At 50.7% G+C, this 26,164-nt stretch carries 21 protein-coding genes and 1 tRNA gene; 4 read left to right on the top strand and 18 right to left on the bottom strand.

Features of this window, described 5'->3' with window-relative positions; all coding sequences use genetic code 11:
* Nucleotides 1-241 precede the first annotated feature (241 nt).
* The 7 genes from BWI93_RS22625 to BWI93_RS22655 form a co-directional block, all read right to left on the bottom strand.
* Entirely contained in the window at nucleotides 242-1,615 is a 1,374-nt protein-coding gene (locus BWI93_RS22625) for a hypothetical protein (protein ID WP_094815505.1), read from the bottom strand.
* Nucleotides 1,591-1,890, bottom strand: a complete 300-nt coding sequence (locus tag BWI93_RS22630; protein WP_094815507.1) for a hypothetical protein — start codon at nucleotides 1,888-1,890, stop codon at nucleotides 1,591-1,593. The genes BWI93_RS22625 and BWI93_RS22630 overlap by 25 nt, the downstream gene beginning before the upstream one ends.
* Nucleotides 1,872-2,516: a hypothetical protein gene (locus BWI93_RS22635; protein ID WP_094815510.1), complete on the bottom strand. Its 645-nt coding sequence runs from the start codon at nucleotides 2,514-2,516 to the stop codon at nucleotides 1,872-1,874. Before BWI93_RS22635 ends, BWI93_RS22630 begins: the two co-directional genes overlap by 19 nt.
* 130 nt (nucleotides 2,517-2,646) lie before the next feature.
* Nucleotides 2,647-3,642: a DUF4249 domain-containing protein gene (locus BWI93_RS22640; protein WP_094815512.1), complete on the bottom strand. Its 996-nt coding sequence runs from the start codon at nucleotides 3,640-3,642 to the stop codon at nucleotides 2,647-2,649.
* Nucleotides 3,642-6,407: a TonB-dependent receptor gene (locus BWI93_RS22645; RefSeq protein ID WP_094815514.1), complete on the bottom strand. Its 2,766-nt coding sequence runs from the start codon at nucleotides 6,405-6,407 to the stop codon at nucleotides 3,642-3,644. Before BWI93_RS22645 ends, BWI93_RS22640 begins: the two co-directional genes overlap by 1 nt.
* Entirely contained in the window at nucleotides 6,404-7,096 is a 693-nt protein-coding gene (locus tag BWI93_RS22650) for a hypothetical protein (protein ID WP_094815516.1), read from the bottom strand. Before BWI93_RS22650 ends, BWI93_RS22645 begins: the two co-directional genes overlap by 4 nt.
* A 687-nt stretch (nucleotides 7,097-7,783) precedes the next feature.
* Nucleotides 7,784-8,638: a sugar phosphate isomerase/epimerase gene (locus tag BWI93_RS22655; RefSeq protein WP_094815539.1), complete on the bottom strand. Its 855-nt coding sequence runs from the start codon at nucleotides 8,636-8,638 to the stop codon at nucleotides 7,784-7,786.
* A gap of 216 nt (nucleotides 8,639-8,854) precedes the next feature.
* Here BWI93_RS22655 and BWI93_RS22660 point away from each other — a divergent pair, with 216 nt between their 5' ends.
* Together BWI93_RS22660 and BWI93_RS22665 are read left to right on the top strand one after the other, a co-directional pair.
* A complete protein-coding gene (locus BWI93_RS22660; protein WP_094815518.1) occupies nucleotides 8,855-12,271 on the top strand; it encodes a ThuA domain-containing protein in 3,417 nt (1,138 codons plus the stop codon).
* Between the two features lie 206 nt (nucleotides 12,272-12,477).
* A complete protein-coding gene (locus tag BWI93_RS22665; RefSeq protein ID WP_094815520.1) occupies nucleotides 12,478-13,290 on the top strand; it encodes an outer membrane beta-barrel protein in 813 nt (270 codons plus the stop codon).
* A 56-nt stretch (nucleotides 13,291-13,346) separates the two neighbouring features.
* Here BWI93_RS22665 and BWI93_RS22670 read toward each other — a convergent pair whose 3' ends face one another.
* The 8 genes from BWI93_RS22670 to BWI93_RS22695 form a co-directional block, all read right to left on the bottom strand.
* Nucleotides 13,347-14,489, bottom strand: a complete 1,143-nt coding sequence (locus BWI93_RS22670) for a DUF6563 family protein (protein WP_141217568.1) — start codon at nucleotides 14,487-14,489, stop codon at nucleotides 13,347-13,349.
* A 221-nt stretch (nucleotides 14,490-14,710) separates the two neighbouring features.
* Nucleotides 14,711-14,784 (bottom strand) — tRNA-Asp (locus BWI93_RS22675).
* A 159-nt stretch (nucleotides 14,785-14,943) separates the two neighbouring features.
* Entirely contained in the window at nucleotides 14,944-15,750 is an 807-nt protein-coding gene (locus tag BWI93_RS22680; RefSeq protein WP_255158014.1) for a Gfo/Idh/MocA family protein, read from the bottom strand.
* Nucleotides 15,732-15,920, bottom strand: coding sequence for a hypothetical protein (locus tag BWI93_RS29110; protein ID WP_255158015.1), 189 nt, complete (start codon nucleotides 15,918-15,920; stop codon nucleotides 15,732-15,734). The genes BWI93_RS22680 and BWI93_RS29110 overlap by 19 nt, the downstream gene beginning before the upstream one ends.
* Nucleotides 15,921-16,015: 95 nt before the next feature.
* The gene (locus BWI93_RS22685) at nucleotides 16,016-16,777 is read right to left on the bottom strand and encodes an aminotransferase class V-fold PLP-dependent enzyme (protein WP_369679204.1); all 762 of its coding nucleotides are present in this window, start codon (nucleotides 16,775-16,777) and stop codon (nucleotides 16,016-16,018) included.
* A gap of 59 nt (nucleotides 16,778-16,836) precedes the next feature.
* Entirely contained in the window at nucleotides 16,837-17,145 is a 309-nt protein-coding gene (locus BWI93_RS29785) for an aminotransferase class V-fold PLP-dependent enzyme (RefSeq protein ID WP_369679205.1), read from the bottom strand.
* 95 nt (nucleotides 17,146-17,240) lie between these two features.
* Nucleotides 17,241-19,145, bottom strand: coding sequence for a phosphoglycerate dehydrogenase (gene serA, locus BWI93_RS22690; protein WP_094815524.1), 1,905 nt, complete (start codon nucleotides 19,143-19,145; stop codon nucleotides 17,241-17,243).
* Nucleotides 19,146-19,236: 91 nt separating this feature from the next.
* Entirely contained in the window at nucleotides 19,237-20,217 is a 981-nt protein-coding gene (locus BWI93_RS22695; RefSeq protein WP_094815526.1) for a YheT family hydrolase, read from the bottom strand.
* A gap of 116 nt (nucleotides 20,218-20,333) precedes the next feature.
* Between BWI93_RS22695 and BWI93_RS22700 the strand changes: the two genes are divergently transcribed.
* Both BWI93_RS22700 and BWI93_RS22705 read left to right on the top strand, forming a co-directional pair.
* A complete protein-coding gene (locus BWI93_RS22700) occupies nucleotides 20,334-20,918 on the top strand; it encodes a hypothetical protein (RefSeq protein WP_094815529.1) in 585 nt (194 codons plus the stop codon).
* A gap of 357 nt (nucleotides 20,919-21,275) precedes the next feature.
* Complete coding sequence (locus BWI93_RS22705; protein WP_094815531.1) at nucleotides 21,276-21,884, top strand: trimeric intracellular cation channel family protein; 609 nt, start codon at nucleotides 21,276-21,278, stop codon at nucleotides 21,882-21,884.
* 243 nt (nucleotides 21,885-22,127) lie between these two features.
* Here BWI93_RS22705 and BWI93_RS22710 read toward each other — a convergent pair whose 3' ends face one another.
* From BWI93_RS22710 to BWI93_RS22720, 3 genes are all read right to left on the bottom strand, one after another.
* Nucleotides 22,128-23,465 carry a PAS domain-containing sensor histidine kinase gene (locus tag BWI93_RS22710; protein WP_094815533.1) on the bottom strand — a complete coding sequence of 446 codons (1,338 nt, stop codon included), beginning with the start codon at nucleotides 23,463-23,465 and terminating at the stop codon, nucleotides 22,128-22,130.
* 25 nt (nucleotides 23,466-23,490) lie between these two features.
* Nucleotides 23,491-24,489 carry a phosphotransferase enzyme family protein gene (locus BWI93_RS22715; protein WP_094815535.1) on the bottom strand — a complete coding sequence of 333 codons (999 nt, stop codon included), beginning with the start codon at nucleotides 24,487-24,489 and terminating at the stop codon, nucleotides 23,491-23,493.
* A gap of 88 nt (nucleotides 24,490-24,577) precedes the next feature.
* Nucleotides 24,578-25,972, bottom strand: coding sequence for a sigma-54 dependent transcriptional regulator (locus BWI93_RS22720; RefSeq protein WP_094815537.1), 1,395 nt, complete (start codon nucleotides 25,970-25,972; stop codon nucleotides 24,578-24,580).
* Nucleotides 25,973-26,164 lie beyond the last annotated feature (192 nt).

Genomic DNA, 26,164 nt, shown 5'->3' on the forward strand with positions numbered 1-26,164 from the left:
GTCTTAATCGTACCTAGTTGGAATTGAAATATGTCCTGGCCTCTGGGAAGGTTTACATACTGCGGAGTCTTAATCGTACCTAATTGGAATTGAAATCCAATATCCCGGCCACGCGGGAGGTTGATGTATTGCGTTTTAATCGCACCTTTTTGGAATTGAAATGTCCACCTTCTGACTCGCTGCTGAATCATGCAGGCATCCTAATCGTACCTCATCGGAATACACCAGACTCAACCGAACCCTACTTCCCCACCTCAAACGTCATCCGCTGACTTCCGGCGTCGCCTTGGGCAGAGAGTCCCTGAATGACTACCTGATAGGTACCGGACAGATCGGACGTGTAAAAATCGAGGGCCTGGGTTGCTTTTACCTGCGGAGCCCAGTACAGAAGCGTTCGAAAATCGGCCGTACGGCTCTGGCGTTGCTGAGGCGTGTCGTAACGGGGTGAATAAAACGTTCGCTGGGCCTGTACCCCCTCATAGGAAGTAATCAGTCCCTCGGGCTGAAAGCCGGCCAGGTCACCCTTATAACTCCGGAAACTGACAATTCCCTCAAACAGTAAAGGGCCCAGAAAATACCGCCGGTTTACGACATCGAGCCGTTTGATTTTCAGCGGATCAAGGGCCAGTACTTTGTTTACATCAAAGACCGGCACGCCATCCACCAGTACCAGCGGGGGTTGGGTAAAGCTGTACTCCGCCCGACCCAGCATCAGAAAGGAAAATTGGGACTGATGCCGCCGCACGTCTACTTCGGGTACGTATTCCCGCATCACTTCCTCCAGTACCGGAAAACGCGTATAGTCATCCAGCTTGTAACTTTTTTCGGGAATTCCGTAAAAAGCCATCGTATCGCTTACGGGCACGGACTGGTACAGGGGCTGATAGGCGTTGCGTACCTGCATCTGAATACTCCGATCCAGCAGGGCATTTTGCAGCGTTCGGTCAAACGAGAAAACGGGTAACGTCCGCGAAGAAAACTGATCCGAAAACGGACTCTCCAATTCCACCCGTTTCAGCGTATCTTCCGTTTGCACCACGACTTCATTCATTGCCTCAAAGTGCTTCATCTGGAAAAAGACTCGCCCGTCCCGATCGCTCAGAGCTGGGTACAGCCAGACGTCCTTGCCCGGAGCCGCCAGATATACCGGCACGTTTGCCACGGGCTGCTGATTGGCCATAACTTTTCCGTAAAGCAAATGAGCTTCGTACTCGGGAATGTAGCGAAAGGGAACGGGATGCATTACCTGCTCCCAGGGAAAGCGACTCCAGCCGTGCGTCAGCATGACCAAGTCAACGTTGGCCGTGGAATCAGTCAGGTAAGTAGCGGGAGCTTCGACCGTACCCTTCAAATCGGAGTTCAGCCAGAGATAACTGTAAATATCTTCACTCGCGTCGTTTTGCAGGGAATCGAGTCGGTACACGGCCACCGAAACGTCCGCCGAGTCGGGCAGTTGCAGAGCCAGGGATATCTTCTCGCGTCGTGCATAAGCCGCCTTATCACTTTTAACGCCAATTTTCATAGCCGGTCGCTCCGGGCGTTTAAAGTACAACCGTTCGCAGAGGGGCTGCTGTTCGGCATTGAATAAGGTCAGGTGCGTAATGCCTTCCAGCAAATCACTTTTTTAACCCAAAACTGGGTTTTGCCCTGACGAATCACATTGCTTTCACTCTGCTGTACCGACTGCCGGGTGTGTACCAGTAACGACACGCGGGCATCGGGTCCGGCCACGCGTACTTCCAGTTCATCTTTACCCGTATCCTGCAGGGTCAGTACGTAACCCGACTTCTGTACGTCCGGCAGTGTATAGGTTCGCTGGGTTCCGGCGGCATCTTTCACCACTGCCCGGTACGTTTCGCCGGCTTTGGGCGTCAGTACAAAAGACCCCATGCCAGGTGTTCGGACTGGAAGGTCGCTACCGTTTCATCCGCCGCGTTGCGAATGGTTCCGCTGAAGGTACTTCCGAATCCATTTTCATTGATGCCGCGAAAAGCAACCCGGCCTGGCAGGGATTCGACCAGATGGCCCCCTTCCGGGAAAAACTGAAGATCCAGCTGAGCCTCTTTTTCCTGCGTCGGCACTTTCGTAAAGCTGTTGACAATCGTCAGGGTTTTTTCGTAGTACAAATCCGCACTGAAGTTTTTCATCCAGTTGGTATACGCCCGCACGTGATACCGCCCCGAATTCAGCGTAGCCGGTAAAATGAGCATCCCGTGCCCCTTGCCTTTTTCGAGCGAAACCTTGCTTTGCAAAACCGGCGTGTGACTCGCATCCAGCAATTCGAGATACGCAACCTTACTCAGATCGGCGGGCTGATGCGTCGTGCCATCGACCACGTAGAGTTTAAACCAGAGCGTTTCGCCCACTACGTAAAACGAACGGTCACTGTGCAGATATACTTTTTCCTGAAACGCTTTCTGACTGTATTGTTCAAAGGCCTGCCGAACGGCATCCTGAGCGACTACCGGCCCGGCCCATAACAGCAGACAAAGGCTTATTAACTTTCGTGCAATCATACCATTTAAAACCAGCTAGGTTTATTGAGACTTCCTCCCAGCGAACGGCAATCGGCACAATTACTGGGAACAAACAGGTACCGGGTAGGCATGTCGAGCATACCGATGATTTTTCTACCGTTGTCGGAGGTTAATACCGATCTTCGAGCGACAAGGTGTCGGGTTCGACACTACAGCGAGGATAGGTGCCGGGGAACCATCCATTGAAATCGATCGGCCTTACCGTCAGGCGGAAGCTTCGTTCGGTACCCGCTGAAAAGAAGCCAAACGCCAGCTCTTCGGGATGACTTTCACAACGGATATTGCCCGTTATCAAGGAAGGCTGCGGATCGAACAGACCGCCCGTTGTTTCGGAAGTTCTGGCCAGCATGTCCCAGTATTCGTAGGCGGCCTGCGTCAGGGTGTACTGTTTCACCAGCAGACTGTATTTGACCAGCAGTTTATTGCTGGAATTATGAATCGCCACCAGCGGAAAACTCTGAATTCGATCCTCGCTAAGTTTGGCCGAAGTCCCGATCAGGATGTTTGTAGGACGGTCCGTTCGCCAGCAGGAGTATACGTCCACCGTTCGCGGAACAATCTCCTGCTTCACCACCTCCAGACCCGAATAATAGGCACTCTGGTACTGGTAGGTTTCCTCAATTTTCCAGCGATAAAAACGGCTGTTGTTACTCGGATCGTGGGTATGCACCAGAAAACGCATGAGGTTGTTGGGCCGATCGGGCTGCCAGGTTACGCTGTCGATGGCCGGGCTCTGCCGGGCCGGTACGTAATCGGAGACGTAGGTTTTACCATCCCGCGTTCGAATCTGAATTCGCAGGTTTTCTTCCCCGACGAACCTCCGTGGGGTCAGTATGTAGGTTCCGGGTCTGATTTCCTGGAATACGTGTACCGTGCCCCGGTCTCCTCCCACCTGTATACTCGCTCCCGACTCCACCAGGGATGGCGTATTGTCGTTCACGGGCTGCGTTCGTGACAGCGTAATAACCGTGGTGTCCCTGCCAGTATTCAGAAATCCGCTCACCACCAGATACCGGTTGCTCAGGGAGGTATCGGCAGGTTTGAAGGGATCAATACAGCCACTTACCACCAGCAGGATTCCGAAAAAAAGTCCCCAGTATTTCATCAGAATTTAAAATTATACGTAATACTTGGAATGGGCTGACCGAAGATGGACAGTTGATACCCATTGATTTTCCCGTTTTCGGTAACGAAATAAACCGAATACGGATTTTTACGCCCGAGCAGGTTGTACACCGATAGCGTCCAGGAGCTGTGAGCCAGCTTACGTACCCGGTGATTCCCCTCGATATTGATGCCCACATCGGCCCGGATGTAATCGGGAATGCGATTCTGGTTACGGTCGGCGTAGTACGGTCGCACTACCCCATCCATGACGTACTTGCCCACGGGAGGCGTGTAGGGCCGGCCCGTACTGTAGGTAAAGTTGAGCGAAAAGCTCAAACGGCGATTCACTTTATAGTTACTGACCAGGGTGAAATCGTGCGGTTTGTCGTAGTTGGCCGGATAGAATTTACCCCGGTTTGGTGCGTCGGGCGAAGTAGGATCGCTGGCCCGTAACAAGGTCCGCGAGTAGGTATAGCTGGCCCAGCCGTTGAGTTTCCCGCGTAGTTTTTTCAACAGCACCTCCACGCCGTACGCCTGTCCGATGGTTGAAATCACCGCCGTTTCGATCTGCTTATTCAGTATCAGGGAATCGCCACTTTTGTAATCCAGCACGTTTTTGAGGTCTTTGTAATAGCCCTCTACCGACAGTTCAATCACGCCCGCCCGTAGGTTTTTGTACACCCCCAGCGAATACTGTGTGCCCTGTTGCGGCTTGAGGTACGGATCACTCAGCTTCCAGACGTCTGTCGGCGAAATGGCCGCCGTATTCGACAGCATCTGAATGTACTGCCGGGTGGTATTAAAACCTGCTTTGACCGATAACGTGGGCGTCGGCATGTACCGCAGGGAAAACCGGTACTCGGGCCCCATGTAATGCTGAATCACCGCTCCCGAGCCGTAGGACCGAAAGCCCGTGATGTACTGCTTGTCGAAGGGCAGATTTTCGGCGTACTGGGCTACCTGTTTCGGACCGAGGTACTGAAACATGGATACCCGCAGGCCTCCCGTAATGGCCAGCTTCGGAGTCACATCGTACCGCTCGGAGAAATACACCGCTGTTTCCAGTCCCTGTTCGGGCTGAACTTCCTCGGGCATCACCAGCGAAGTTTCTCCTTTCGGGAAAAACGATCCCGGATGTACTTGGTACAAAATGCTGCTGATCCCCATATCCATGGTATGTCGGATGTTGGGAAGGTAGCTCAGATCAGCCTTGACGTTGTACTGACGAATGCCGAATTTGAGCTGGTAGGCGTTTTCGGGGAATTGATCCCCCTGAATATCATAGCGGTAGCGACTGTACGAAGCCGTGAACGTGCCAAACAGCTTGGGATGGAAAATCCGTTTCCACTTCAGAGCAGCCAGCTGACTCTCGTACCGATACACGGTGTCGCTGTTGAATTTAAACTGATCGTTACTGAGATAGCCCGTCAGGGTGAGGCTATTCCGTTGATTGATTTCGTGATTGACCTGTACGTTGACGTCGTAAAAGGAAGCCCGGCTCCGATTGTATCGCACGTCAGAGACCTGCTTGAGCAACCAGTTGGAATACGACGAACGACCGCTCACCATAAGCGAAGTCCGTTCCTTGATCAGGGGGCCTTCGAGCGTCAAGCGACCCGTCAGCAACCCAATGCCTCCGGAACCAGCGAATTTCTTTTTATTGCCTTCTCGCGTCGTAATGTCCAGTACTGACGACAGACGACCTCCCAGGCGGGCGGGCATATCGCTTTTGTAGAGTTCAATTTCCTTGAGAATATCGGGGTTGAAGGCCGAGAAAAAGCCGAACAGGTGCGAAGGATTGTACACCGTAGCATCGTTAAAGAGAATCAGGTTCTGGTCCGTGGACCCGCCGCGTACGTTCAGACCCGTACTACTTTCGCCCACTGATTTCACCCCCGGCAGCGTCAGTACTACCCGCAGGGCATCGGTTTCGCCAAAGGCCGTCGGTACCTGCTTCATGGTCGTAATCGTGAGCTTGGATACGCCCATCTGATTGCTGGCTACGGTAGCATCCAGATCCGATTTTACCTGAATTTCCTTCAGGGCCACGACGTTCTCAATGAGTTCGATGTTCAGCTTTCCGTTTGAATACAGGACAATCTGCCGATGCCCTTCCCGCATGCCTACACTTCGAACGTTCAGGGTATGCCGCCCGCGGGGTAAGGTCAATGTATAGTAACCCAACGCATCGGTTGCAACGCCAATGGACGGCTTTTCGATGAATACGGCCGCTCCGACCACGGGTTCGCCCGTTACGATGTTTCGAACATAACCGCTCACAGTCGCGACACCTTCCCGAATGCGGTAGGTTTTCACACCAATATCGTAGACTTTATTTTCGGCCGTCGAGAGCAGACGAGCGGTGATTTCGCGGTCATGAAAGCTGTACGAAATGCTGGTGTCCACGTCCTGATCTACCTCAAATACACCGATGGGCAGGGACGTGATGATGGGTCGCTCTTTGGTAATGAAAACGTGATGACGGGCGTCGATGGCGAATTTCAGATCGGTTTCCCGTAGTACTTCCGTCAGAAAGTTCGTCAGGGGCTGGTTCCGTACCTGAGCCGTAATCCGCACACTATCCGTATCGGCTTTGTTGTAATAGAAGTAATAGTCCGAAGAAGCTTCCAGCGTGCGTACCAGTTCGTCGAATTTCAGATCGGTACAACTGCCGTTTACCACCCGTCCATCAAACGTTAATTGTCCGAATGAACGCGATTGAAACACCAGTAAAAGAAAGATGCAGAATAAAAGTGCTCTCATTTGATCTGATCGTAATAAGCGACTACGTTGCGGATAGCGTTTTCGCGGTCCTCTCTAAAATTCAGGGTACGGGCGTATTTTCGAAGCTCTTTTTTACGATCACTCAAGGCCGTTAAAATTGATTTTTTGCTATTTACCGAAATGTATTGATCGCCTTTTAGAAGGTAATAATAATCGTGAGGGGTGTAAATAATCAGAACGCGTTGCTGCGACAAATCTTCCGTTCGATCTTTGGTTCGTTTACAAAAAATTTTCGTTTTTCCGTCGTAAACCCGTTCATAAAAGCCCGGTTTTAATCCCTGTTTTATACGTATAAAGGTATGCGTTCCGATCTTAACGTCTTCAATTAAGCTCTGATCGGGAATAAGGCGATGCAGACCGTCGTGATTTCGCAGGATAAAGAGTTCCCGGTGAATGTCATACAGCAGAGGCAGGTTGTTGTAACGATTTCCGGCATACGTCAGAGAAGCTGACAACCAATCCATTGACTCAAAAAACTGATGACCCTGCGGGCGAAATTCCTGGATGGTGTATTCTTTGCCGTTGTAATAGCTTGCCGTAGGATGGGTAGCTTTTTCGTAAAGTTGCCGGGCGTAGGCCGAAGCTGGAAGTGGGCTACCCTGACTGAATCCATCGGTAAAATGGCCCGTCAAAACGCATACAAAAATCATCCAGTAGATACGGGCCATATCCGTTTTAACGAAGGTTTAGAAGTTCCTTTTTACCAGATACCTGGTTTTCGAATGCTCGAATGTAAGTATTTTCAGGGGAAGCCGTAGGGTTTCTTTTTTGAATAGCGATGCAAAAGCTCTTTTCTGCGACGCTTTATTACACGTTAGGTACGCGACTTACTATTCGTTAAAACCGCGTGTTCAAACCCTTACTATCCGCTAAAAATCTCTTCATACATGGCCCATTCGGTTGGCAATTTCTGCTTCTTTTAAATCAACTCAGGTCTGTTATTACCGGAAATACCCACGGCCCGGCATTACCCATTTCCTGACAGCTTCCCGTTTCTTTGCCTAATTCGCCAGCGTAAGTATCCAATTGATAACATGTGAACGAATATCCGACTAGTGGAGGGCTGTCGTACGAACAAATAGCAGGCCTGCTTATGAGCGTATAGTCTAATCCGTGAAATTACGTTAGCGACGCTGGCTGCTCTTTAAAAGGCAGGAAAAGATTTCCGTCGATTTGTGGTGAATGAAGATTTCCAGAGCTAGTCTGCCCCAGCCCGATCAATGTCCGGTACCAAACGGGAAGTGCCTGCAGGAATGAGTCCTTCCCGCAAGCACTTCTTCAGGTTATGTGCACTAGCATCGGTGTAAACGCTAGCCAGGCTCTGACTACCCAGGAAAAAGCCCCCGGCGTAGCCTCTATTTGTTATACTTCTCCACCATTTTCCGCATAAACTCCAGACTGCCCTTCGCCAGTTCTTCCGCTCCGTACCGCGACGGCCGCCAGAGCGACGTAGCCGAAGCCATGCCTTCGACCTGGGAGGAAAAGTTTTCCAGCACCAGCGGGCCGCTGTAGTTGATTTCCGATAAAGCCCGGAACAGATCGTCCCAGTGTACATTGCCTTCCCCTAGCATCCCCCGGTCACTTTCCGTCATGTGTACGTGCCGTAAGTGGTTACCCGCCTGAACTACAGGTTCGTAGAAATTACGCTCTTCAATATTCATGTGAAAGGTGTCCAGGTGCAGGGCCAGATTGGGATGGTTTACTTTCGCAAGCATCGTTAACACTTCCTCAGCAGACGTGCAGACGTAGCTTTCGTACCGATTGATGGGTTCAATGGCTACGGTTATCCCTAATTGAGCGGCGTAATCGGCTACGTCGGCCCATACTTCGCATACGGTTTGTTCCTCGGCTTCGGTACGGGGCTGTCCGGTAAATACGCCGATGGCCGCGTGCAAAACGCCCACCAGTTGGGTCGCTCCTAGCCCGGCTGTTTTCTCAAGAGCCGTTTTGATTAGTTGTGTCGCTTCTTTGGGGTGAAAGGGAATGTGGTACGGTTTTGACAAATTCAGGCCGCATACGACTCCGATACCTGCCTCACGAAGCTGGGACTTCACCACCGGGGCATCAAACTCCATGCTGGTTGGCAAGAGGATTTCCAGCAGATCAAAACCAGCTTTGGCCGTTTGGGCAATGGCGTATTTTCCGGATTCAGCCGTCCAGACGGGATGAACCCAGGACAGCAGCGAAGCTCCCAATTGAGATTGTATCATGTCGCGATTGATTCGTAAATAGGCGGCAAGATACAGGAAGTCGTCCACAGATATACTCCTGCCAAAACTCCAATCCTTATTTTCACGTTTTCGTTATGATAGTATTATTTAGATTAAAAGTTTAACATTACTCACGTTAAAAGCTTGAAATCAACACCATCTTCCCGAATTTGCACGCTTATTCGATTTCTCCATCTTTCAAATCTATTTTATTCCATGAGCGTATCTACTTGGCGACGCCTGCTAGTGCTGGGGTTGTTGTGGTTGCCTACCCTAGTTTGGGCTCAGAATCTCGACAATCCGCTGAAGGGTCAGCGGGTACTGGTTTTTTCTAAAACGGTGAAGTTTCGGCATAGCTCCATTCCTCAGGGCATTCGTTGCGTAGAGGCTTTAGGTCGTAAGCACGGCTTCACGGTGGATGCTACCGAAAACTCCACCGCTTTCACCGAAGACAATCTGAAGAAATATAAAGTCGTCGTCTTTCTGAGTACGACGGGCGATGTGCTCAACGACAGCCAGCAGGCGGCTTTCGAGCGGTACATTCAGGCGGGTGGTGGCTACGTGGGTATCCACGCGGCGGCCGATACGGAATACGACTGGCCCTGGTACGGGAAAATGGTCGGTGGCTGGTTTCTCTCCCACCCCGGCAATCCGAACGTGCGGACGGGCGACATGACCGTACGTGATAAAAACCACCCGGCTACGGCGGAATTACCAACGACGTTTAAACGGACGGATGAATTCTACGATTACAAAAACGTGAATCCCGACATCAAGGTGCTGATTACAGTAGACGAAAAATCGTACGGAGATGCGAAGATGAACGCCGGCGAGAATCACCCCATGGCCTGGTACCACGAATACGACGGCGGCCGGATTTTCTACACGGCTTACGGCCACACGGACGAAACATTCATGGAGCCGCTGTTCCTGCAACACCTCTGGGGCGGCTTACGCTGGGCCGGAGCTGGGATGCCCGTCGATTATAAAAAAGCGAAGACGCAGCGGGCTCCCGAGGAAAACCGCTTCTCCCGCGAGGTACTCGATGAAAAGCTGTACGAACCCACCGAGCTGGCGGTACGCGATGGCAAGGTATTCTTCACGCACCGTCGGGGCGAGATTCGTTACTACAACCCAAAGAATTCACCCAAGGTGAAAACGCTCGATACGGTTAGCGTTTTCTCGACTTTTGAGTATGGGTTGATGGGCCTGAATCTGGACCCGAAGTTCGAAGAAAATCACTGGATGTATATGTATTATTCGCCCTCGGCCAGCCATTACGGAGCCGATACGGCGAACCGACTGGTACGGGTGAAATTCAACCCCACGCAGGAAACGATTGACTGGAAAACCGAACAGGTGCTGCTTCGCGTGCCCGTGAAACGTTCGGGCTGCTGCCACACGGGTGGTTCAATTGAGTTTGATAAAGTGGGTAACCTCTATCTTTCGACGGGTGATGATACCAACCCTTTCGATTCCGATGGATTTAGTCCCAGTGACGAACGCCCCGACCGCCGGGGCTGGGATGCCCGGGCGACCTCTTCCAACACGAATGACTACCGCGGAAAAATTCTGCGTATCAAGCCGAATGACGACGGAACTGCGGGGTACAGCATTCCCGCCGGTAACCTGTTCAAGCCCGGCACCGACAAAGCCTTACCCGAAATTTACGTCATGGGTAACCGGAACCCGTACCGGATTTCAGTAGACAAACACACGGGTTATCTGTACTGGGGTGAAGTAGGTCCCGATGCGGCGAATAATATTGAAGGTCGCGGTCCACGGGGGCACGATGAGGTAAACCAGGCTCGCCAGGCCGGATACTTTGGCTGGCCGCTGTTTGTGGCGGACAACCGGGCGTACAACCGCTATAATTTCGAAAAGAAGCAATCCGGAGAAAAGTACGATCCGGCCAAGCCGATTAACGATTCGCCGCACAACACGGGCCTGAAGGAATTACCGCCCGCTCAGAAACCCATTATCTATTATCCGTACGCCGATTCACCGGAGTTTGGGGAAATCGTAGGTAAAGGCGGTCGTAACGCGATGGCCGGACCAGTCTTCTACGCGGAAGATTACGACGCGAATTCCAAGGTACGCTTCCCAGACTTTTATCAGGGAAAATTCTTTGCCTACGACTGGGTTCGGGATTACATCAACGTCGTAACCCTGAAGCCCAACGGTGACCTCCAGAGCATGGAACGTTTCCTGCCCGACTGGAAATTCTCCCACCCGATTGACATGCAATTCGACCGGGATGGTTCCCTGTACATGCTGGAATACGGCCCTAACTGGTTTGCCCAAAACGATGATGCCCGCCTGACGCGGATTACGTACAACGCGGGTAATCGTCCGCCCGTAGCCGTGGCCAGTGCCAGCAAAACGGCCGGAGCTGCTCCGCTACAGGTAACGCTCTCCAGCAAAGGTTCCATGGATTACGACGGCGATGCCTTGCGGTACGAGTGGACCGTAAACGGTAAAAAATTCACTACGCCAACCGCCTCGTATACATTCGCGAAGCCGGGCATCTACAAACCCGTTTTGAAAGTAACGGACGCGGCCGGAAAGGTCAGCCAGAAAACGCTGGAAATTCAGGTTGGTAATGAATTGCCGAAAGTAGAAGTAGCCGTAAAAGGCAACCAGACGTTCTACTTCGACCAGCAGCCCGTAGTTTACGAAGTAAAAGTATCCGACAAGGAAGATGGCTCGCTGGCCAACAAAAAAATCGCGGCAGAAGACGTAAACGTAGACATCAATTTCCTGGAAGGATACGACAAAACCGTCATTGCCCAGGGTCACCAGATGAATACGAGCTTCTCGACGGGCAAACGCCTCATGGAGCTTTCGGACTGCAAAGCCTGCCACGCCATTGACAAGAAATCCATTGGTCCCGCGTACCGCGATGTAGCGAAGAAGTACAAAGGCAAAAATGCCGAAGCAAAACTGGTAGCGAAAGTCATCAACGGTGGTGCGGGCGTATGGGGCGAACAACCCATGAGTGCTCACCCCCAGCTTTCAAAAGCCGACGTTAGTGAAATGGTGAAGTATATTCTCAGTTTAACGGACGACAAAAAGAAGAGTCAGCCGCTGAAAGGTAACTACACGCCGGAGGACAATGGCAAGAATGGTACGTACATTTTTGCGGCTAGCTATACGGATAAGGGCAACGGCAGCATTGCTCCGCAAACCGCCCAACAGGCCGTAACGCTACGGAGTGCGAAAGTACCCGCTCTAAGCAATGATGTATCCAAGTACATTCAAACGTCGAAGTCCAAAGAACTGAAGAAAGATCTGGCCGTAGCGACGACGAGTGGTAGCTATCTGGGATTCAGGAAAATCGATCTGTCGGAGATTACGTCTGTCGTCTTTAACGCCTATACCGCACCCGGCAAAGCCAGCGGCGGTCAGGTCGAAATCCGCCTGGGCTCCCCCACCGGAAAACTGATTGGTCAAACCAGTATTCGGGAGACGGGCCAGATTCAGGCTCTGCTCACGGGCGTGCCCACTACTGGGTTGACGGACGTCTACTTTGTATTCCTCAATCCCGATGCCAAAGACGATCAGGACCTGTTTGCTCTGGACACCATCGAGTTTCAGAAAAAACGAACCGAACACTCATCAATGGGTAAATAAGGTACCAATTCATTGATTTAAATCCGGGCGAAGCATTCGTCCGGATTTTTTTATTTTAAACCGTTTAGTAATAAATCAAAGCCGTTACTTCCTGATTTACAACCCATTATCTTTCACAATCTTTCTACTGCATCCATTCTGTTTCAGGAAGGGTTTCGGTTTGGAATCGTTTTTTAAGTGTTTTTCCTCATTAATCCAACTCGCTTATGAAACGTTTCTCTCTCATAGCCCTTCTTTTGTTCACGGTAGTTTCTTTCGCGGAAGCTCAATCGTATCGACGGTATTCTCCGTATGACCGAGGTTATTCCTCCTACGACCGCCGGTCTTCCGATCGTCGGTACTCGTCAGATGACCGTCGGTACTCCTCATACGACCGTCGTTATTCTTCCTATGACCGTCGTCCCCGGTATGATCGCTATTCGTACTCCCGTTCCCGGTATAAAAAAGAAGATTATCGGGGTCGCAGTTACTTGGGCGTAAAGGCCAGCGGTAATCACTCGTTACTGATCAACAAAACGCTTCCGGTGGAATTGGGGCTGGCTCCCGAATATGATGGTGGGCTGGTCTTTAATTTCTCGCTGGGGAACGTACTTTCCTTACAGCCAGAGATTCTGTACAGCCGAAACTCACTGGTTACCTACAGTCGGGGTGGGGATTTGAAAACAACTACTTCCAGTATCGATGTGCCGGTATTGTTCCGGTTCTCGTTCGGTAACAAAACGCAATTCTTCATTAATGCCGGTGCAGCAGCCCGTTACGCCTTGGAAACGAAGGAACGCTTTGCCGGAGGAATGGAACAAACCACTGATTACGAAGGTCAGGATTTTAATCAACGCACGACGTACGGAGCTGCCGGAGGCATGGGTATCGCTCTCAATAGTTACGGAGGACAGTTTTTCATCGAAGCTCGCGGCTACTATCCCATGGGTAGTTTCCGGGATGGATGGCTGGAAGGCAGCGAAAACCGACGTCTGAACGTAGGCCTTTCGCTGGGGTATCTGGCACGGTTCGGTCGGTAATTTTTTCATACTTAGTCACAAAAATAGCCGGGCAATTGACCCGGCTATTTTTATGTTCAATGAAATTCATTCGCCGACTTCTGGTACGACAAACGATTCAGGTAAACTATACAGGAACGCCAGACGGCTATGCTTCTTCGCTTTTTTTTACCTAAATATCGTTCTTTAGCCTCGGTAAACTCTTCGAGAATTTCCAGAATTCCCTTATCGTTGCAGACGTAGGTTTTTCCCGTTTTAAAGTCAATAATAAAGCCCTCCCCTGCGTTGGCATTCATTTGTGAAGCAGCCAAACCTGCGATAGCTCCGCCAATTAAGCCCCCGCCTATTCCAACAACCATCATCCCATTCGCAGCCGGATTTTGCGTTCCCAGATAATCTTCAATCAGGAAAAAGCGGCCCGTTTCACGTACGGGAGCAAAGTAATGAACCATCTGTCGGGATTGATACTGAGCGGAGGACATGTACAATTGCTGCCCATCGGAATAGGCAAACACTCGCTTTTTTCCAACCACATCTACCAGATTTTTGATCTTGATCTTGTGATCCTGAAAATCACTTATTTTCAATCGTTCAGCCGCAATACTGGGTTTAGCCTTCAATAGTTCGCCTACATTCTGATAAAGTCCAGCCGGAAAGGTTTGCATTTCGTGCAGGGATGCTACCTCCGCGTTCAATTCAACACCGATCTCGTATAATTCTCCGGGATTTTTCTTCCAGTCCGAAGTCGTAACGTTTCCCAGAAACAGCGTTAGCCATTGCCTGATACGGTTGGGATGTGCTGCGGTTACATCCATTCCTCCAGACTGCACCCGATCAGACAGGGTATAGAGTGCTCGTAGCTGACCCGTCGTATCGCGTCGACATAAAGTCATGGTTGCTTCTACAAAACCCTTTTCAGAGAGGGCTTTTGTTTCTTCGCCAACCCAGAAATCGGAGATGATCAGGATCAGCGGTTCACCCGTGGACGAATAGTTTCTTTCCAGATATTGATCAACATAGGACGCAAGTCCATCCGGAAAGTTGATTTCTACTTTTTTGTTCCCCAGACCTTTCTGAATTACTCCGATATGATCCCTAAAATGCCGGAGATCAATCACCGTTTCAATTTTAAAACTGTCCTGGCGGACGGGCAGAGGTTCCTCCGGTAAAGTGATGAGTTGCTGGGCCTGGGCATGACAAACGGCCCAAAGAATGGCCAAAACCAAGAAAAGGTTTTTGCGTAACATGGATTAAGAAGGGGACAGTATAGGTTAGGAATGCAAAGGGTATATTGAAAGGCAAGTATAAGCAGTAACTAAAGATTATTTATTCGGAAATGGAGGAATGGCTATAAGAAAGCTTTACCATCAATAACCTTGAGCCGGGCGACCAAAAGGCCTAACAAGCAAAAAGCCTGAGAATATACATTCTCAGGCTTTTGCGGTCCGGACGGGGCTCGAACCCGCGACCCCCTGCGTGACAGGCAGGTATTCTAACCAACTGAACTACCGGACCATTCTCTTTGTTCTGACGACTTATCCGTCGAACTGGGTTGCAAATATAAGGGCCTAAAAAGGCGTTTGGCAAGTCCCAGAGCAAAGAAAATTCATTTTTGACTTTATTTTCTTTCGGCCAGATTGATTACCAACCATTTACCGACGAAAAATTTTTTAACTATTTTTCGTCACCCGGATAAACCACTCCAATCTGACGGCGAATTTCTACCAGACTCTCCATTAATTCGATACTGAAGGCGTGCGGCAATAACGGACTTTCGGTCAATCCCTGCCGGATGCAATCCTGCACGTGTTCGGCTTCGTAGGCATAGCCCCAGCCCTTCCGCTCCGTTGAAATGCTCTGGGGCATCGCCTCTTCCGGATAAAAGGTTAGTCCGGTGGTTTCGTGAAAACGGCTTTGAATGAATAACTGGCCCTTGCTGCCGTAAATCGTGCAGGTCGTATCGGTTTTCGCCGCAAACGTGGAAAACAAACTGGCCGTTGCTCCGCTGGCATACCGCAGGGCCATGGAACAGTTCATATCCACCCCCGTTTCGGTCAGCGTACCGACGGCTTTAATTTCGTCGGGCACGCCCAGCAGGAGCTTGCTGATGAAGAGTGGGTAGAGTCCGATGTCGTACAAGGAACCACCGGCCAGATCTCGATTAAACAATCGTTTGGTAACATCGTATTCGGCTTTAAAGCCAAAATCAGCCTGTACGTGGACAACCTCTCCAATCTGACCCGACTGAACGATTTCCAGCGTTTGCAGGATAGCCGGATGGAAACGTGACCAGATGGCTTCCATCAGAAACAATCCTTTTTCCTTCGCCAGAGCGGTCATTTCCCGTACCTGTTGCGTCTGGAGAGCAAAAGCTTTCTCACACAGTACGGGCTTACCGGCATTTAGACACAATAGCGTATGCTCGTAGTGTTCAGAGTGCGGCGAAGCGACGTAAATCACGTCTACTTTCGGATCAGCCACCAATTCCTCATAGGATCCGTAGCTTTTTCCACGCCAAATTCTTCCGCGAAAGCCAGGGCCCGATCCAGGCTGCGGGAACCAACCGCCGCGATTCTAGCCCCCGGAACGTACTGTAAATCTTCCGCAAATTTGCGGGCAATGTGCCCCGGTGCAAGTATTCCCCAATTCATAGTGTTTGTTGATAGTTACTGGTTGTTTGTTGCTGGTTTGGTCAGGTACTTCGAAATCGTTCAAACATTCTCAAACGCAATCAAACCTTCGAGTGCTAAACCGGCTTCATCGCCTGTAAAAGCGTTTCTACTTGTTCCATTGATACCGCAGGGAAGTTGGCGATCCGCACCTGCGTTTCTTTCGCCTTACCGTAGCCACTGCCCAGGATCATGCCCTGCGTTTTCAGTCGTTCAATGAGTTGTTTGGAAGGCTCGGTGGTATTAGCAACGGCAACCGTAGGACTGCGGTGTTCCGGGTTTTTCACGTAGGGTTCGTATCCTTCCGTTTTTTCCAGGAAATCGTAAATCTTCTTCGCTTTCGCATCCGTCTCCTTCCGAATCGCTTCTACGCCGATGCGGTTCATGTCTTCGGCGACTTTACCCAACAAATAAATATTCCAGACGTTAGGCGTCTCGGGCGTTTCGAAGTTTTTGTAATTTTTCCAGAGACTCGGCAGGCTATGGTACGAGCCGATGCTAAGGTCTTTTTCGCGTAACTGCTCGGCTTTAGCAAGGCATTTTTCACTGGCAATCCAGACGCCCAGTCCGGCTGGCAGACCAAAGGATTTCTGAACGGAGAAAAAGGCCGAATCCACTTCCTCAAAGTCCAAAGAGTGATACGGAGCCGAGGAAACCATATCCACGCAGAAAAGCTTCGAGCGGTAACTACGCTTGAGTTTGTTAATATCTACGCCCCGCATCTGTACGCCCGTCGAGGTTTCGTTGGCCGTCAGACATACCAGTTCCACGTAATCCGGAATTTTTACTTTTCCGTTATTCTCCTCGCCTTTCGCCGCGGTACCGTCGGTTACTTTCACGAAATCTTCGTAATCGAAGCCCTGCCCCAGCGGCTTTTCGAAACGGTGTGTAAACTTCTTCAGATCATTGGCCGTATCGTAAAATTCTGCGAAAAAGAGCCATTGATGCAGTGAAAGCTTTCAAACTCCACGCAGTTCTGGATCATCCGCTCCCAGATCTCCGTAGCCGACCCCGTAAACAGGATGGCGTGCGTCGCGGGAATATTCAGTAAGGTCCGGAGTTGCTCGTCGGTATGCTGGTAGATTTTCCGGAAAGCGGCTGAACGGTGGGAAATAGACCCAATGTGTTCGTCCAGAGCCGTTTTGATGTGCTGACTGACGGTCGGATACAATTCCGCCGGACCGGGGGTAAAATAGACTTGAGCCATGAATAATGGAAATAAGGACCGTACCAATGAAAGACCAACGTTCGCTTCTCACCTCGGAAAAGCGAACGTTGACCCGTACTCCACACTGGTACGTTTTAGTATAACATCCGAAACTTGATCGTCTCTTCGATTTCTTTCAATTCCTGTACGATTTCCTTCGAGTAATTTTTCGCTACGTCGGTGATCACGTAACCAATTTTCTCGGACGTTTTCAGGTACTGACCCACAATGTTGACGCCGTACTTGGCAAAGATGCCGTTTACTTTCGACAGTACGCCGGGTACGTTCTGGTGAATGTGCAGGAGTCGGTGAGCATCGTGCAGCGGCGGCAGGGTTACTTCGGGGAAGTTCACCACCCCATAGGTACTACCCGTGTTGACGTAGCTGAGCAGTTTGTTGGGTACGAACTCGCCGATACTGGCCTGAGCTTCTTCCGTACTACCGCCAATGTGCGGCGTCAGGATGACGTTGGGGAGGCCGCGTAATTCGCTTTCGAAAACCTCGTCGTTGGTTTTGGGCTCCTGCGGGAATACGTCCACGGCCGCTCCGCGAATCTTTCCTGACTTGATGGCGTTGGCCAGTGCTTTCACGTCCACGACGTGCCCGCGGGAAAGGTTCAGGAATACGACGCCGTCTTTCATCTGGCTGAATTCCCTCTCACCGATGAGCATGGCGTTCGTTTTGCGACCATCCACGTGCAGGGTTACGACGTCCGACTGGCTCAGCAGTTCTTCCAGCGTATGGCACTGACGGGCGTTGGAAAGCGGAAGTTTTTCCACGAGATCGAAGAACAGTACTTCCATACCCAAAGCCTCGGCTACCACAGACAACTGGATACCGATGTTTCCGTAGCCAATCATACCGATTTTCTTGCCGCGAACTTCGTTGGAATTGTTGGCCGACTTGTCCCAGACGCCGTTGTGCAGTTTGACGGATTTCTCGTAAATGCCCCGCATCAGCAGGATCATTTCGCCGACTGCCATTTCTACTACTGACCGCGTATTGGAATACGGAGCGTTGAATACGGCCACGCCGCGTTCTTCCGCCGTGGCCAGATCAATCTGGTTGGTACCGATGCAAAATGCCCCAATGACCATCAAACGCGGAGCATTTTCCAGTACGCGTTTCGTGACCATGGTTTTGGAACGAATCCCGAGGATACTAACGTCCTTGATTTTTTCGATCAGTTCGTCTTCATCCAGTGCCCCTTTCAGGAGTTCTACCTGGAATCCTTCGCGACTGAACATCTCCACCGCCCGGGCGTGTACGTTTTCAAGCAGTAATACTTTCAGCTTGCTTTTGGGGTACGACTGACTGCGGCTTAAGTTATTGAGATACAGAAATTCATCCAGGGACGTCACGATGTGATCGGCCTTTTCAATGACCTTCTGGCGTTCGATGTTTTCGGTAAAAGCAAAGAACTTATTGGCCAGTCCCGATTCTCGTAATTCGTAATCGGTATAGCCGTCGCCGATGACGTATACGTCGCCGGGCAGACTCAGTTGTTGCAACAGCCGTACTTTACCTCCGTTTTTGGAAAGAACGTTGGTATCGTCATAACCGATGATGGTGCCAGCCTCGTCGAAACGGAAGGTATTGGCAAAGACGTGATCTTCGCGAACGCCCATTTCCGTGACGATGGGTTCGATAAATTCCCGGAAACCACTCGATACGATGTAGATCTGGTCGCGGTATTCGCTGATGAATTCCTTGTTCCGGGTAAACGAATCCGAGACTTTTCCCCGCAGAAAATCCACGAGTAGCTCGACATGTTCGCGGCTGGCACTCAGCAGTTCGATCCGCATCTGCAGAGCCTGTTCGAACGAAAGCTCGCCCGCCATACCCCGATCGGTAAGTTCTTTAATTTTTCCCACGACCTCGTCGCGGTTCTTCTGACCAGCCAGGCTAATGGCCGCCAGCTCATCGAGTCCTTCAACTTTCGTGAACGTTGAATCGAAATCAATCACGAAGTAGGTTTGTTCCAGGGTTTTTGTCAACATAATCAAATGGACCGCTGCTTACACGGATGATTAATCAATTTTGCAGTCCCTACCTAAGGGTGTTGCATCCTGCAATAACTCTGTATTAGATTTAGTACGCTTTTAACAAATACCTTAAGGCCAAGTCCTCCGACCACAGAATACCTTGATAGCCGGCCTGATAAAATCCACAATGCCCCCCCTGCGGCGGAGCCTGAAACCAGACCTGTTTTAACGTTTTTATGCGTGCATACGGGTAGCAATCTCTGGAGAGAAAGGGATCGTTCTGGGCGTTAACGATCCGGGTAGGCAGCCGGATTTGATCCAGGAAGTATAACGAAGAATTGGCTTCGTAGTACTCTTCTGCGTCTTTGTACCCGTGTAGTTGTGAAGTGTAAAAATTATCGAAATCGCGAATGGTACGTACTTTATCCACGTGACTGGCATCGACCAGTTCGGGAAGCAGGGCGGCTTTCTGTCGGATTTTATCCTTCAGCGACCGATTGAAACGGTCCGTATACACCCAGGCCTGCCAGCGTTCGAGGTACGCACTTCCGCTCGACAAATGCAAAGGTACGGAGAAGACCAGTGCTTTGCGGAGTTCGGGGTACGCATTTTGTCCCAATTCACCCAAATATTTAAGCGTCAGGTTACCCCCCAGGCTAAAACCCATCAAGTACACGTCCGGATAGCCTTTGGTTAATGCGTAGCGAACAACGGTATCCAAATCATCCGTGGCTCCGCTGTGGTAAAAACGTGGCAGGCGGTTCATTTCACCCGAGCAACCCCGGAAATTCCAGGCCAGGCAATCGAAACCATTCGCATTGAGGTGCTTGACCATACCAAGGATGTACTGGCTGGACGAATTACCTTCCAGTCCATGACTGAGAATGACCAGCGGTGGTTGAGCAGAAACGGATTGCGGCGTGAATCGCCAGTCTAAATCCAGGAAATCGTCGTCGGGAGTAGTGATGCGTTCGCGTTCGTACACGACCCCGGTCACTTTGCGGAATAAAGCGGGGAAAATGCTTTGGGCATGTCCATCAGGCAGCCAAAACGGGGGACGGTAATCGGATTGTTCAAGTAATGGCATGGGGAACGCCGACCAATGTACCCCACAAAGGTAGCAGCTTATTCGGTTTCCGCGGTACGTAACCATCCTGGTACATCCTTTTCCTACTGAATTTATATACTACAAGCCCTTTTACCTTGAAAAAACTCCTCTCCTTACTGGCCTTGTGCGTAGGTACGCAACGGCCATCGAAAGCTCAAACCGAAACCCTTCGCTCCTTTGATCAGCAGCGGGTCGATCTCACCCAACGGGGTATGTACGTGCTAGGGGGCTGGGCTGTGGGAAACCTGGTCTATAGTGCTACCCAGCTCGGCAAAAGCAGCGGCGAAGCCAAAGCCTTTCACCAGATGAATATCGGCTGGGCAGCCATTGATCTGGTCCTGGCGGGGGCCAGTCTGCTCAGTAATCGCAAGCCCCTCCCCGACCGCTCCGCAGATGAAGTATTGAAGCAGCAACGGAAATTCGAGAAAATCTTTCTGATCAATACGGCTCTGGACGTGGTGTACGTGGGTGGTGGCGTGTATCTGAATCAACGCGGAGAACGTCAGGATAAAGCCCAGCTTCGCGGGTTCGGTAAGGCGGTGATCCTTCAGGGAGCTTTTCTGTTTTTGTTCGACGGCGTAATGTATGCCGCTCACCGAACGCATTACCGGAAGAATGAGTCGCTCTGGAAAAATCTGGAACCGGCGGATGAAGGTGTGGGGGTAAAGGTGAAGTTTTAACCGGGGGACTGGGAATCCTTTGGTTGGAAAGGTTTCGTAACCCGACCACCTGGGGTTGCACCCCAGGCTATTAATTGTTGAACCCCGCTGGGGTTCTTGGGTCGTTTTCGGAAATGAGGTTGATTTGAAAACGTTGGTATAAACTAGCGTTTGAAGCTTATACTAGCCTGTATTGCATCATCCAATTGAACGGGTCACACCTGTCCAACCATTCAACCCTTACACGATTCAAAACTCACCTCACATTAAACCTTACACTATCTCGAACCTCAAACTTCACACTACCCCCACCACTCCATCCAACACGAACAGAAATACCTATTTTTGCGAAAATCCGGTCAAATCCGGTACGGGTGTATGCTGGAATATAGCTGGTTTATTGACTACGCGGGTACAGTTTCGTTTGCGGTTTCGGGTTCTTTTGCGGCGATGCAGCGGCGGCTGGACCCGTTTGGTGTGTTGATCATTGCCTTTGTAACGGCCGTGGGTGGGGGTACCATTCGCGATATACTGCTGGGCAATACACCCGTTACCTGGATGCGAACCACGACTACACCCCTGGTCATTTTGGTGGCCGCTCTGGTTTCGATGTTTCTGCGACGGGGTACGGAACGGCTTCAGAAACCCCTGTTACTCTTCGATTCCCTGGGACTCGGTTTTTTTACGCTGGTGGGCATCGAGCAGGCCAGTCGCTACGGCCTGCATCCAGGCATTTGCGTTGCTCTGGGAACGATTACGGGGTGCTTCGGCGGTGTGATCCGGGATATTTTATTGAATGATATTCCCATCGTATTTCGGCAGGAAATCTACGCTACCGCCAGTATTCTGGGCGGCATCTTGTACTACTTATTTTTGGAATTTTCGCTTACCGTTCCATTGGCTAAACTCCTGACCATCGGATTCATTTTTGTCTTTCGACTACTGGTCGTCAGGTACCGCTGGGCGTTACCGCGGTTTTATGAGTAAGTGTTGATTATGAGTTGTTGGTTGATGGTTATTAGTTGTTGGTAGGGAGATACTTGAATTTAGCGTGAGTGTTGAGGCCTGGAATGGATTTGAAAAGCCTGGCTTTTATTCATTCCCTGATAAATAATCAATTGATCTATCTTTCACCTCCCCTACCCCTCTCCTCGATTAATAAACAACGATTAATCCACAACAAAACGATCAACCATCTACTGAAAACAGAAAATTAAAAACTGAAAACTGTCAGAACCGTAGCGTAAACACCGTCCGTACCCCTGGCTCGGATTCTACCCGTAGCGTTCCCCGGTGTTGTAACATGATTTGTCGGGACAGACTTAGCCCGATACCCGAACCGCCCTGCTTGGTCGAAAAGAAAGGCACGAAAATCTTGTCCATGGCTTCAGGAATGATTCCTTTTCCCGTATCCGCCACCTGAATGGTTACCCGCTGCGTTTTGTCGTTTTCGCCAATCAGTTCCAGACGAGCGTTGGGTACGCCATCCATCGCCTGAATGCCGTTTTTAACGAGATTGATCAACACAAACTCCACCAGTTGCGGGTCGGCCGTTACTTCCAGCGTCTCGGGTTCGACGCGTAGCACCAGTTCGACGTTTTTATCGGCTAGTTCGCTTTTGTACAAACTTGCCACGTTCTGCAAAATCGTACCGACCGATACCACCTTGAAGTCGGGCTTGGGCAAGCGGGAAAAGCGGCGGTACGCATCGATCAACTGCATGAGGCTTTCGCTGCGTCGTTCCATCACCGCCAGCGAGTCCATTAAATCATCATACGTTTCCTCGGTCAGTCGCTGATCGTTCTCCCACTCCGATTGCAACAACCCTTTCAGCGAGCCCGACAGCGAGTGAATGGGCGTGATGGAATTAACAATCTCGTGCGTTAACACCCGCGTCAGGTTTCGCCAAGCGTCGAATTCCTGATTCTGAAGTTCCGACTGAATGTCTTTCAGCGATACCAGTTTGAGTTTCTGATCTTTCCGGATAAACTCCGTTACGGCGTAGGCCAGCGTTCGTTCTTCGCCCGTCAGCGTCAGTCGTAACAGACCCGTGTCGCCCGAAGAAGAGGTTTCGAGGGCTTCCACCAGAGCCGGTGAAGTACTGTTCAGGTCCTTCAGATTTCGAATCACGACCAGATTCAACAGCCGCTTGGCCGCCGTATTGACCGTTTCGATGTGCCCGTCTTTTCCAAACACCAGCAAACCGACGCTCAGGTGCTGAACGATCGTTTCCAGATACCGTACCAGTTCTTCTTTTTCTGACCGGTTTTTACGGTAGGAATCGATCACTTCCTGTACCAGAAAATCATATTCGGGCGAGCCGCCCAGGTATCGTGTCGTATAATTTCGGGTAAAATCGGCGTAGCGGATGGCTTCGAACAGATCCATTACCCGCCGATTGGCCTTTTTCAGGTACGAAACCAGATCAAAACTCAAATACACCAGCAGCAGTACCAGCACGCCCTTGGTCACAATCAAACGGGTATTGAACCAGAGGTACGCCAGCAGCATACTTACCAGTACAATAATGACTACCCGGAAATAAATCTGAAACGTAAAATTCCTCATGGGTGCGGCTAAAAACGTCGATGCATTAGAAGGTACTGTATAGGTTCATGTACTGTTGAATCAGGTTGATCCGGTCGTGTATATACCTGGAACTAAAGAAGGTGTTCGACCAGTCCTCAAAATTTTCGCACTGAAACCCCAGATAGAAAAGCCAGAAGGCGAAACCCAGGTACGGGATGGCCTGTAACTCCTGTTCTGAAAAAGCTTTCTTTTCCCGGTACGCGTTGACAAAGACCCCAAACTGCCGATCGGCTTCTTCCCTACTGATTTTTTTGAAGAACGTATGAAAGAAAAAGTGGATTTGAAATGACATCAGGTCATTGGCCAGAAAGCCTTTTCCGGCAAAGTCGTAATCAAAAACGGTAAGCGTATTCTGCTCGTCAAAATGAAAGTTCTTGGGCAGATAGTCGTAATGACAGTAGCCCGTACTGAAGGTTGTCGTATCGAAACGCTCCAGCTCGTCTTTTACCCGTTGAGCGGTTTCTTCCAGATACGCGTATCCTTCCGGAAAATGCTCAAAAAAGGGTCTGATTACTTCCAGGGGACGGTCCAGCGTCGTTTCCAGATCATAGGGCTTACGTGGATGACGCAGTTCCAGCTGACTGGTGATTGTATGGTTGAACGCCATTTCATGCCCGATGATTCGTAACTGCTCGTCGGAAAAATCATAGACATTTTCACCGTTTGCGTAGGTAAATAGTACCCCGTTTCGAATGCCTTCGGCGGCCTGAAAGGACTGAATGGCTTGCCCCTTTAGATCGGGTATCGGATAGGAAACGTGGGCTCCTCCCGCCCGTAACCGATTCAGCAATTCTACCTCACCCTGAATTTCTGGTAAAGATCGATGAGCATCCCGATAGATTTTGAAAATGGCTTTCCCGCCAGCATGTTCTACCCGATAGGTGTCGCTAACGCCGCGTAACAGAAGCGAACAACGAACGTCCGAAAACCCATACGCCTCAGCAAGGTAGGTTCCTAAGGCATGCGACGACAAGGTAGAGTATTGAGTGGGGAACAGAGTCATTAAAGTTAATTTTCGCTACGATGGATACGAAGACGCGGAGGGTTACAAGGGTCTTTCTTTAGGCTATGGAATCGTATACTGAAAGGGATTAAAGCCCGTATTTCTCCAGCCGCCGGTACAGTGAAGCCCGCGTTAGTCCGAGTTCAGTCGCCGCTTTGGAAATGTTGCCGCTGTGTTTGTTAAGTACTTTCCGAATGATGGCTTTTTCCAGCTCGTCCAGATTGAACTGATCGAGGGAAATCGTTTCGCCATTCGTCGGTTTTTCGGGTACCTTTTGAGCGTTGGAAATAAAGAGATCTTCGGGTTGCAGCATATCCTTTTCGCACATGATGACGGCCCGCTCAATGGCGTGTTGCAGCTCGCGAACGTTACCCGGCCAGCCGTACTTGGTCATGCGTTGGATCGCCGCCGGACTTACGTCCTTGATGCGTTTGCGGTACTTCTGGGTGTACACCCGCAGGTAATGATGAGCCAGCAGTTCAATGTCTTCGGGGCGTTCGCGGAGGGCCGGAATCCGGAGTTCAATGGTGTTGATCCGGTACAGTAAATCCTGCCGAAATTCCCCTTTGCTCACCATTTCGGCCAGGGGCATATTGGTCGCACAGATGAGTCGAATGTCAATGGATTTAGGCCGATTGGAGCCTACCCGCGTGACCTGCCGGCCTTGCAGGACGGTTAGCAATTTGGCCTGCATGGGCAAAGGAATGTTTCCAATTTCATCCAGGAAAATAGTCCCTCCGTCGGCGGCTTCGAAGCGTCCGGCCCGGTCTTCGCGGGCGTCCGTGAAGGCTCCCTTCACGTGTCCGAAGAGTTCGCTTTCGAACAGATGTTCGCTGATGGCTCCCAGATCCACGCTGATAAAGGCCTGTCGCGACCGATTGGAGTTTTGGTGCAGGGAACGGGCAATCAGCTCTTTTCCCGTACCATTCTCTCCCAAAATCAGCACGTTGGCGTCCGTGGCGGCTACTTTCTGGATGGTACCGAAAACCTCCCGCATGGCTGAACTTACCCCTACCATTTCACCAAACCGGGCCTGCTGATCGCGGGCAATGATGGCATTTTGCGACTTGAGTTTTTCGACTTCCAGTTTCGACTTCCGCAGGGAAAGGGCGGACAACAGCGTGGCGAGCAATTTCTCGTTACTCCAGGGTTTCAGGATAAAATCCGTTGCCCCGGACTTTACAGCCCGCACGGCCATTTCTACGTCGCCGTACGCCGTAATAAGCAGCACAATCGCCGCCGGATCGATTTGCAGAATTTTATCCAGCCAGAAAAATCCCTCCGTTCCCGAGGTAACGTCCTGCGTGAAATTCATGTCCAGCATGATCACGTCGTAGCCTTCCTGACGCAATAGGTTGGGCAGGTTTTCGGGATTTTTTTCAGTATCAACGCGGGTAAAATGTTGTTTCAACAGCAGACGGGCTGCCTTTAGAAGGTCTTCGTTATCATCGACGACCAGGATTCGAGCGGGGGTTAATGGCATTCTATACTTTTAGTTTGCAGTTGTCGGTTTTCAGCAGTCCCCGCATTGCATACGGGGCTTATTTACATTGAACCCCTCCGGGGTTCGTCCTACCTTATTATTCCGTTTTCGTTTGAGAAACCCAGCACAACTGGCGAGACGTGTAGTGGATAGCATTTGCTACGGACTTTTTAAGTTGGTAGGCTGTGCCTA

It is taken from the genome of Siphonobacter sp. BAB-5385, assembly GCF_002261125.1.
Taxonomy (GTDB): Bacteria; Bacteroidota; Bacteroidia; order Cytophagales; family Spirosomataceae; genus Siphonobacter.

Bases quoted from the DNA above. Each gene is read 5' to 3' on its own strand.
- BWI93_RS22630 (WP_094815507.1), bottom strand. From the start codon at position 1,890: ATGGGGTCTTTTGTACTGACGCCCAAAGCCGGCGAAACGTACCGGGCA.
- BWI93_RS22635 (WP_094815510.1), bottom strand. From the start codon at position 2,516: ATGATTGCACGAAAGTTAATAAGCCTTTGTCTGCTGTTATGGGCCGGG.
- BWI93_RS22640 (WP_094815512.1), bottom strand. From the start codon at position 3,642: ATGAAATACTGGGGACTTTTTTTCGGAATCCTGCTGGTGGTAAGTGGC.
- BWI93_RS22645 (WP_094815514.1), bottom strand. From the start codon at position 6,407: ATGAGAGCACTTTTATTCTGCATCTTTCTTTTACTGGTGTTTCAATCG.
- BWI93_RS22650 (WP_094815516.1), bottom strand. From the start codon at position 7,096: ATGGCCCGTATCTACTGGATGATTTTTGTATGCGTTTTGACGGGCCAT.
- BWI93_RS22655 (WP_094815539.1), bottom strand. From the start codon at position 8,638: ATGATACAATCTCAATTGGGAGCTTCGCTGCTGTCCTGGGTTCATCCC.
- BWI93_RS22660 (WP_094815518.1), top strand. From the start codon at position 8,855: ATGAGCGTATCTACTTGGCGACGCCTGCTAGTGCTGGGGTTGTTGTGG.
- BWI93_RS22665 (WP_094815520.1), top strand. From the start codon at position 12,478: ATGAAACGTTTCTCTCTCATAGCCCTTCTTTTGTTCACGGTAGTTTCT.
- BWI93_RS29110 (WP_255158015.1), bottom strand. From the start codon at position 15,920: ATGAATTGGGGAATACTTGCACCGGGGCACATTGCCCGCAAATTTGCG.
- BWI93_RS29785 (WP_369679205.1), bottom strand. From the start codon at position 17,145: ATGGCTCAAGTCTATTTTACCCCCGGTCCGGCGGAATTGTATCCGACC.
- serA (WP_094815524.1), bottom strand. From the start codon at position 19,145: ATGTTGACAAAAACCCTGGAACAAACCTACTTCGTGATTGATTTCGAT.
- BWI93_RS22695 (WP_094815526.1), bottom strand. From the start codon at position 20,217: ATGCCATTACTTGAACAATCCGATTACCGTCCCCCGTTTTGGCTGCCT.
- BWI93_RS22705 (WP_094815531.1), top strand. From the start codon at position 21,276: ATGCTGGAATATAGCTGGTTTATTGACTACGCGGGTACAGTTTCGTTT.
- BWI93_RS22710 (WP_094815533.1), bottom strand. From the start codon at position 23,465: ATGAGGAATTTTACGTTTCAGATTTATTTCCGGGTAGTCATTATTGTA.
- BWI93_RS22715 (WP_094815535.1), bottom strand. From the start codon at position 24,489: ATGACTCTGTTCCCCACTCAATACTCTACCTTGTCGTCGCATGCCTTA.
- BWI93_RS22720 (WP_094815537.1), bottom strand. From the start codon at position 25,972: ATGCCATTAACCCCCGCTCGAATCCTGGTCGTCGATGATAACGAAGAC.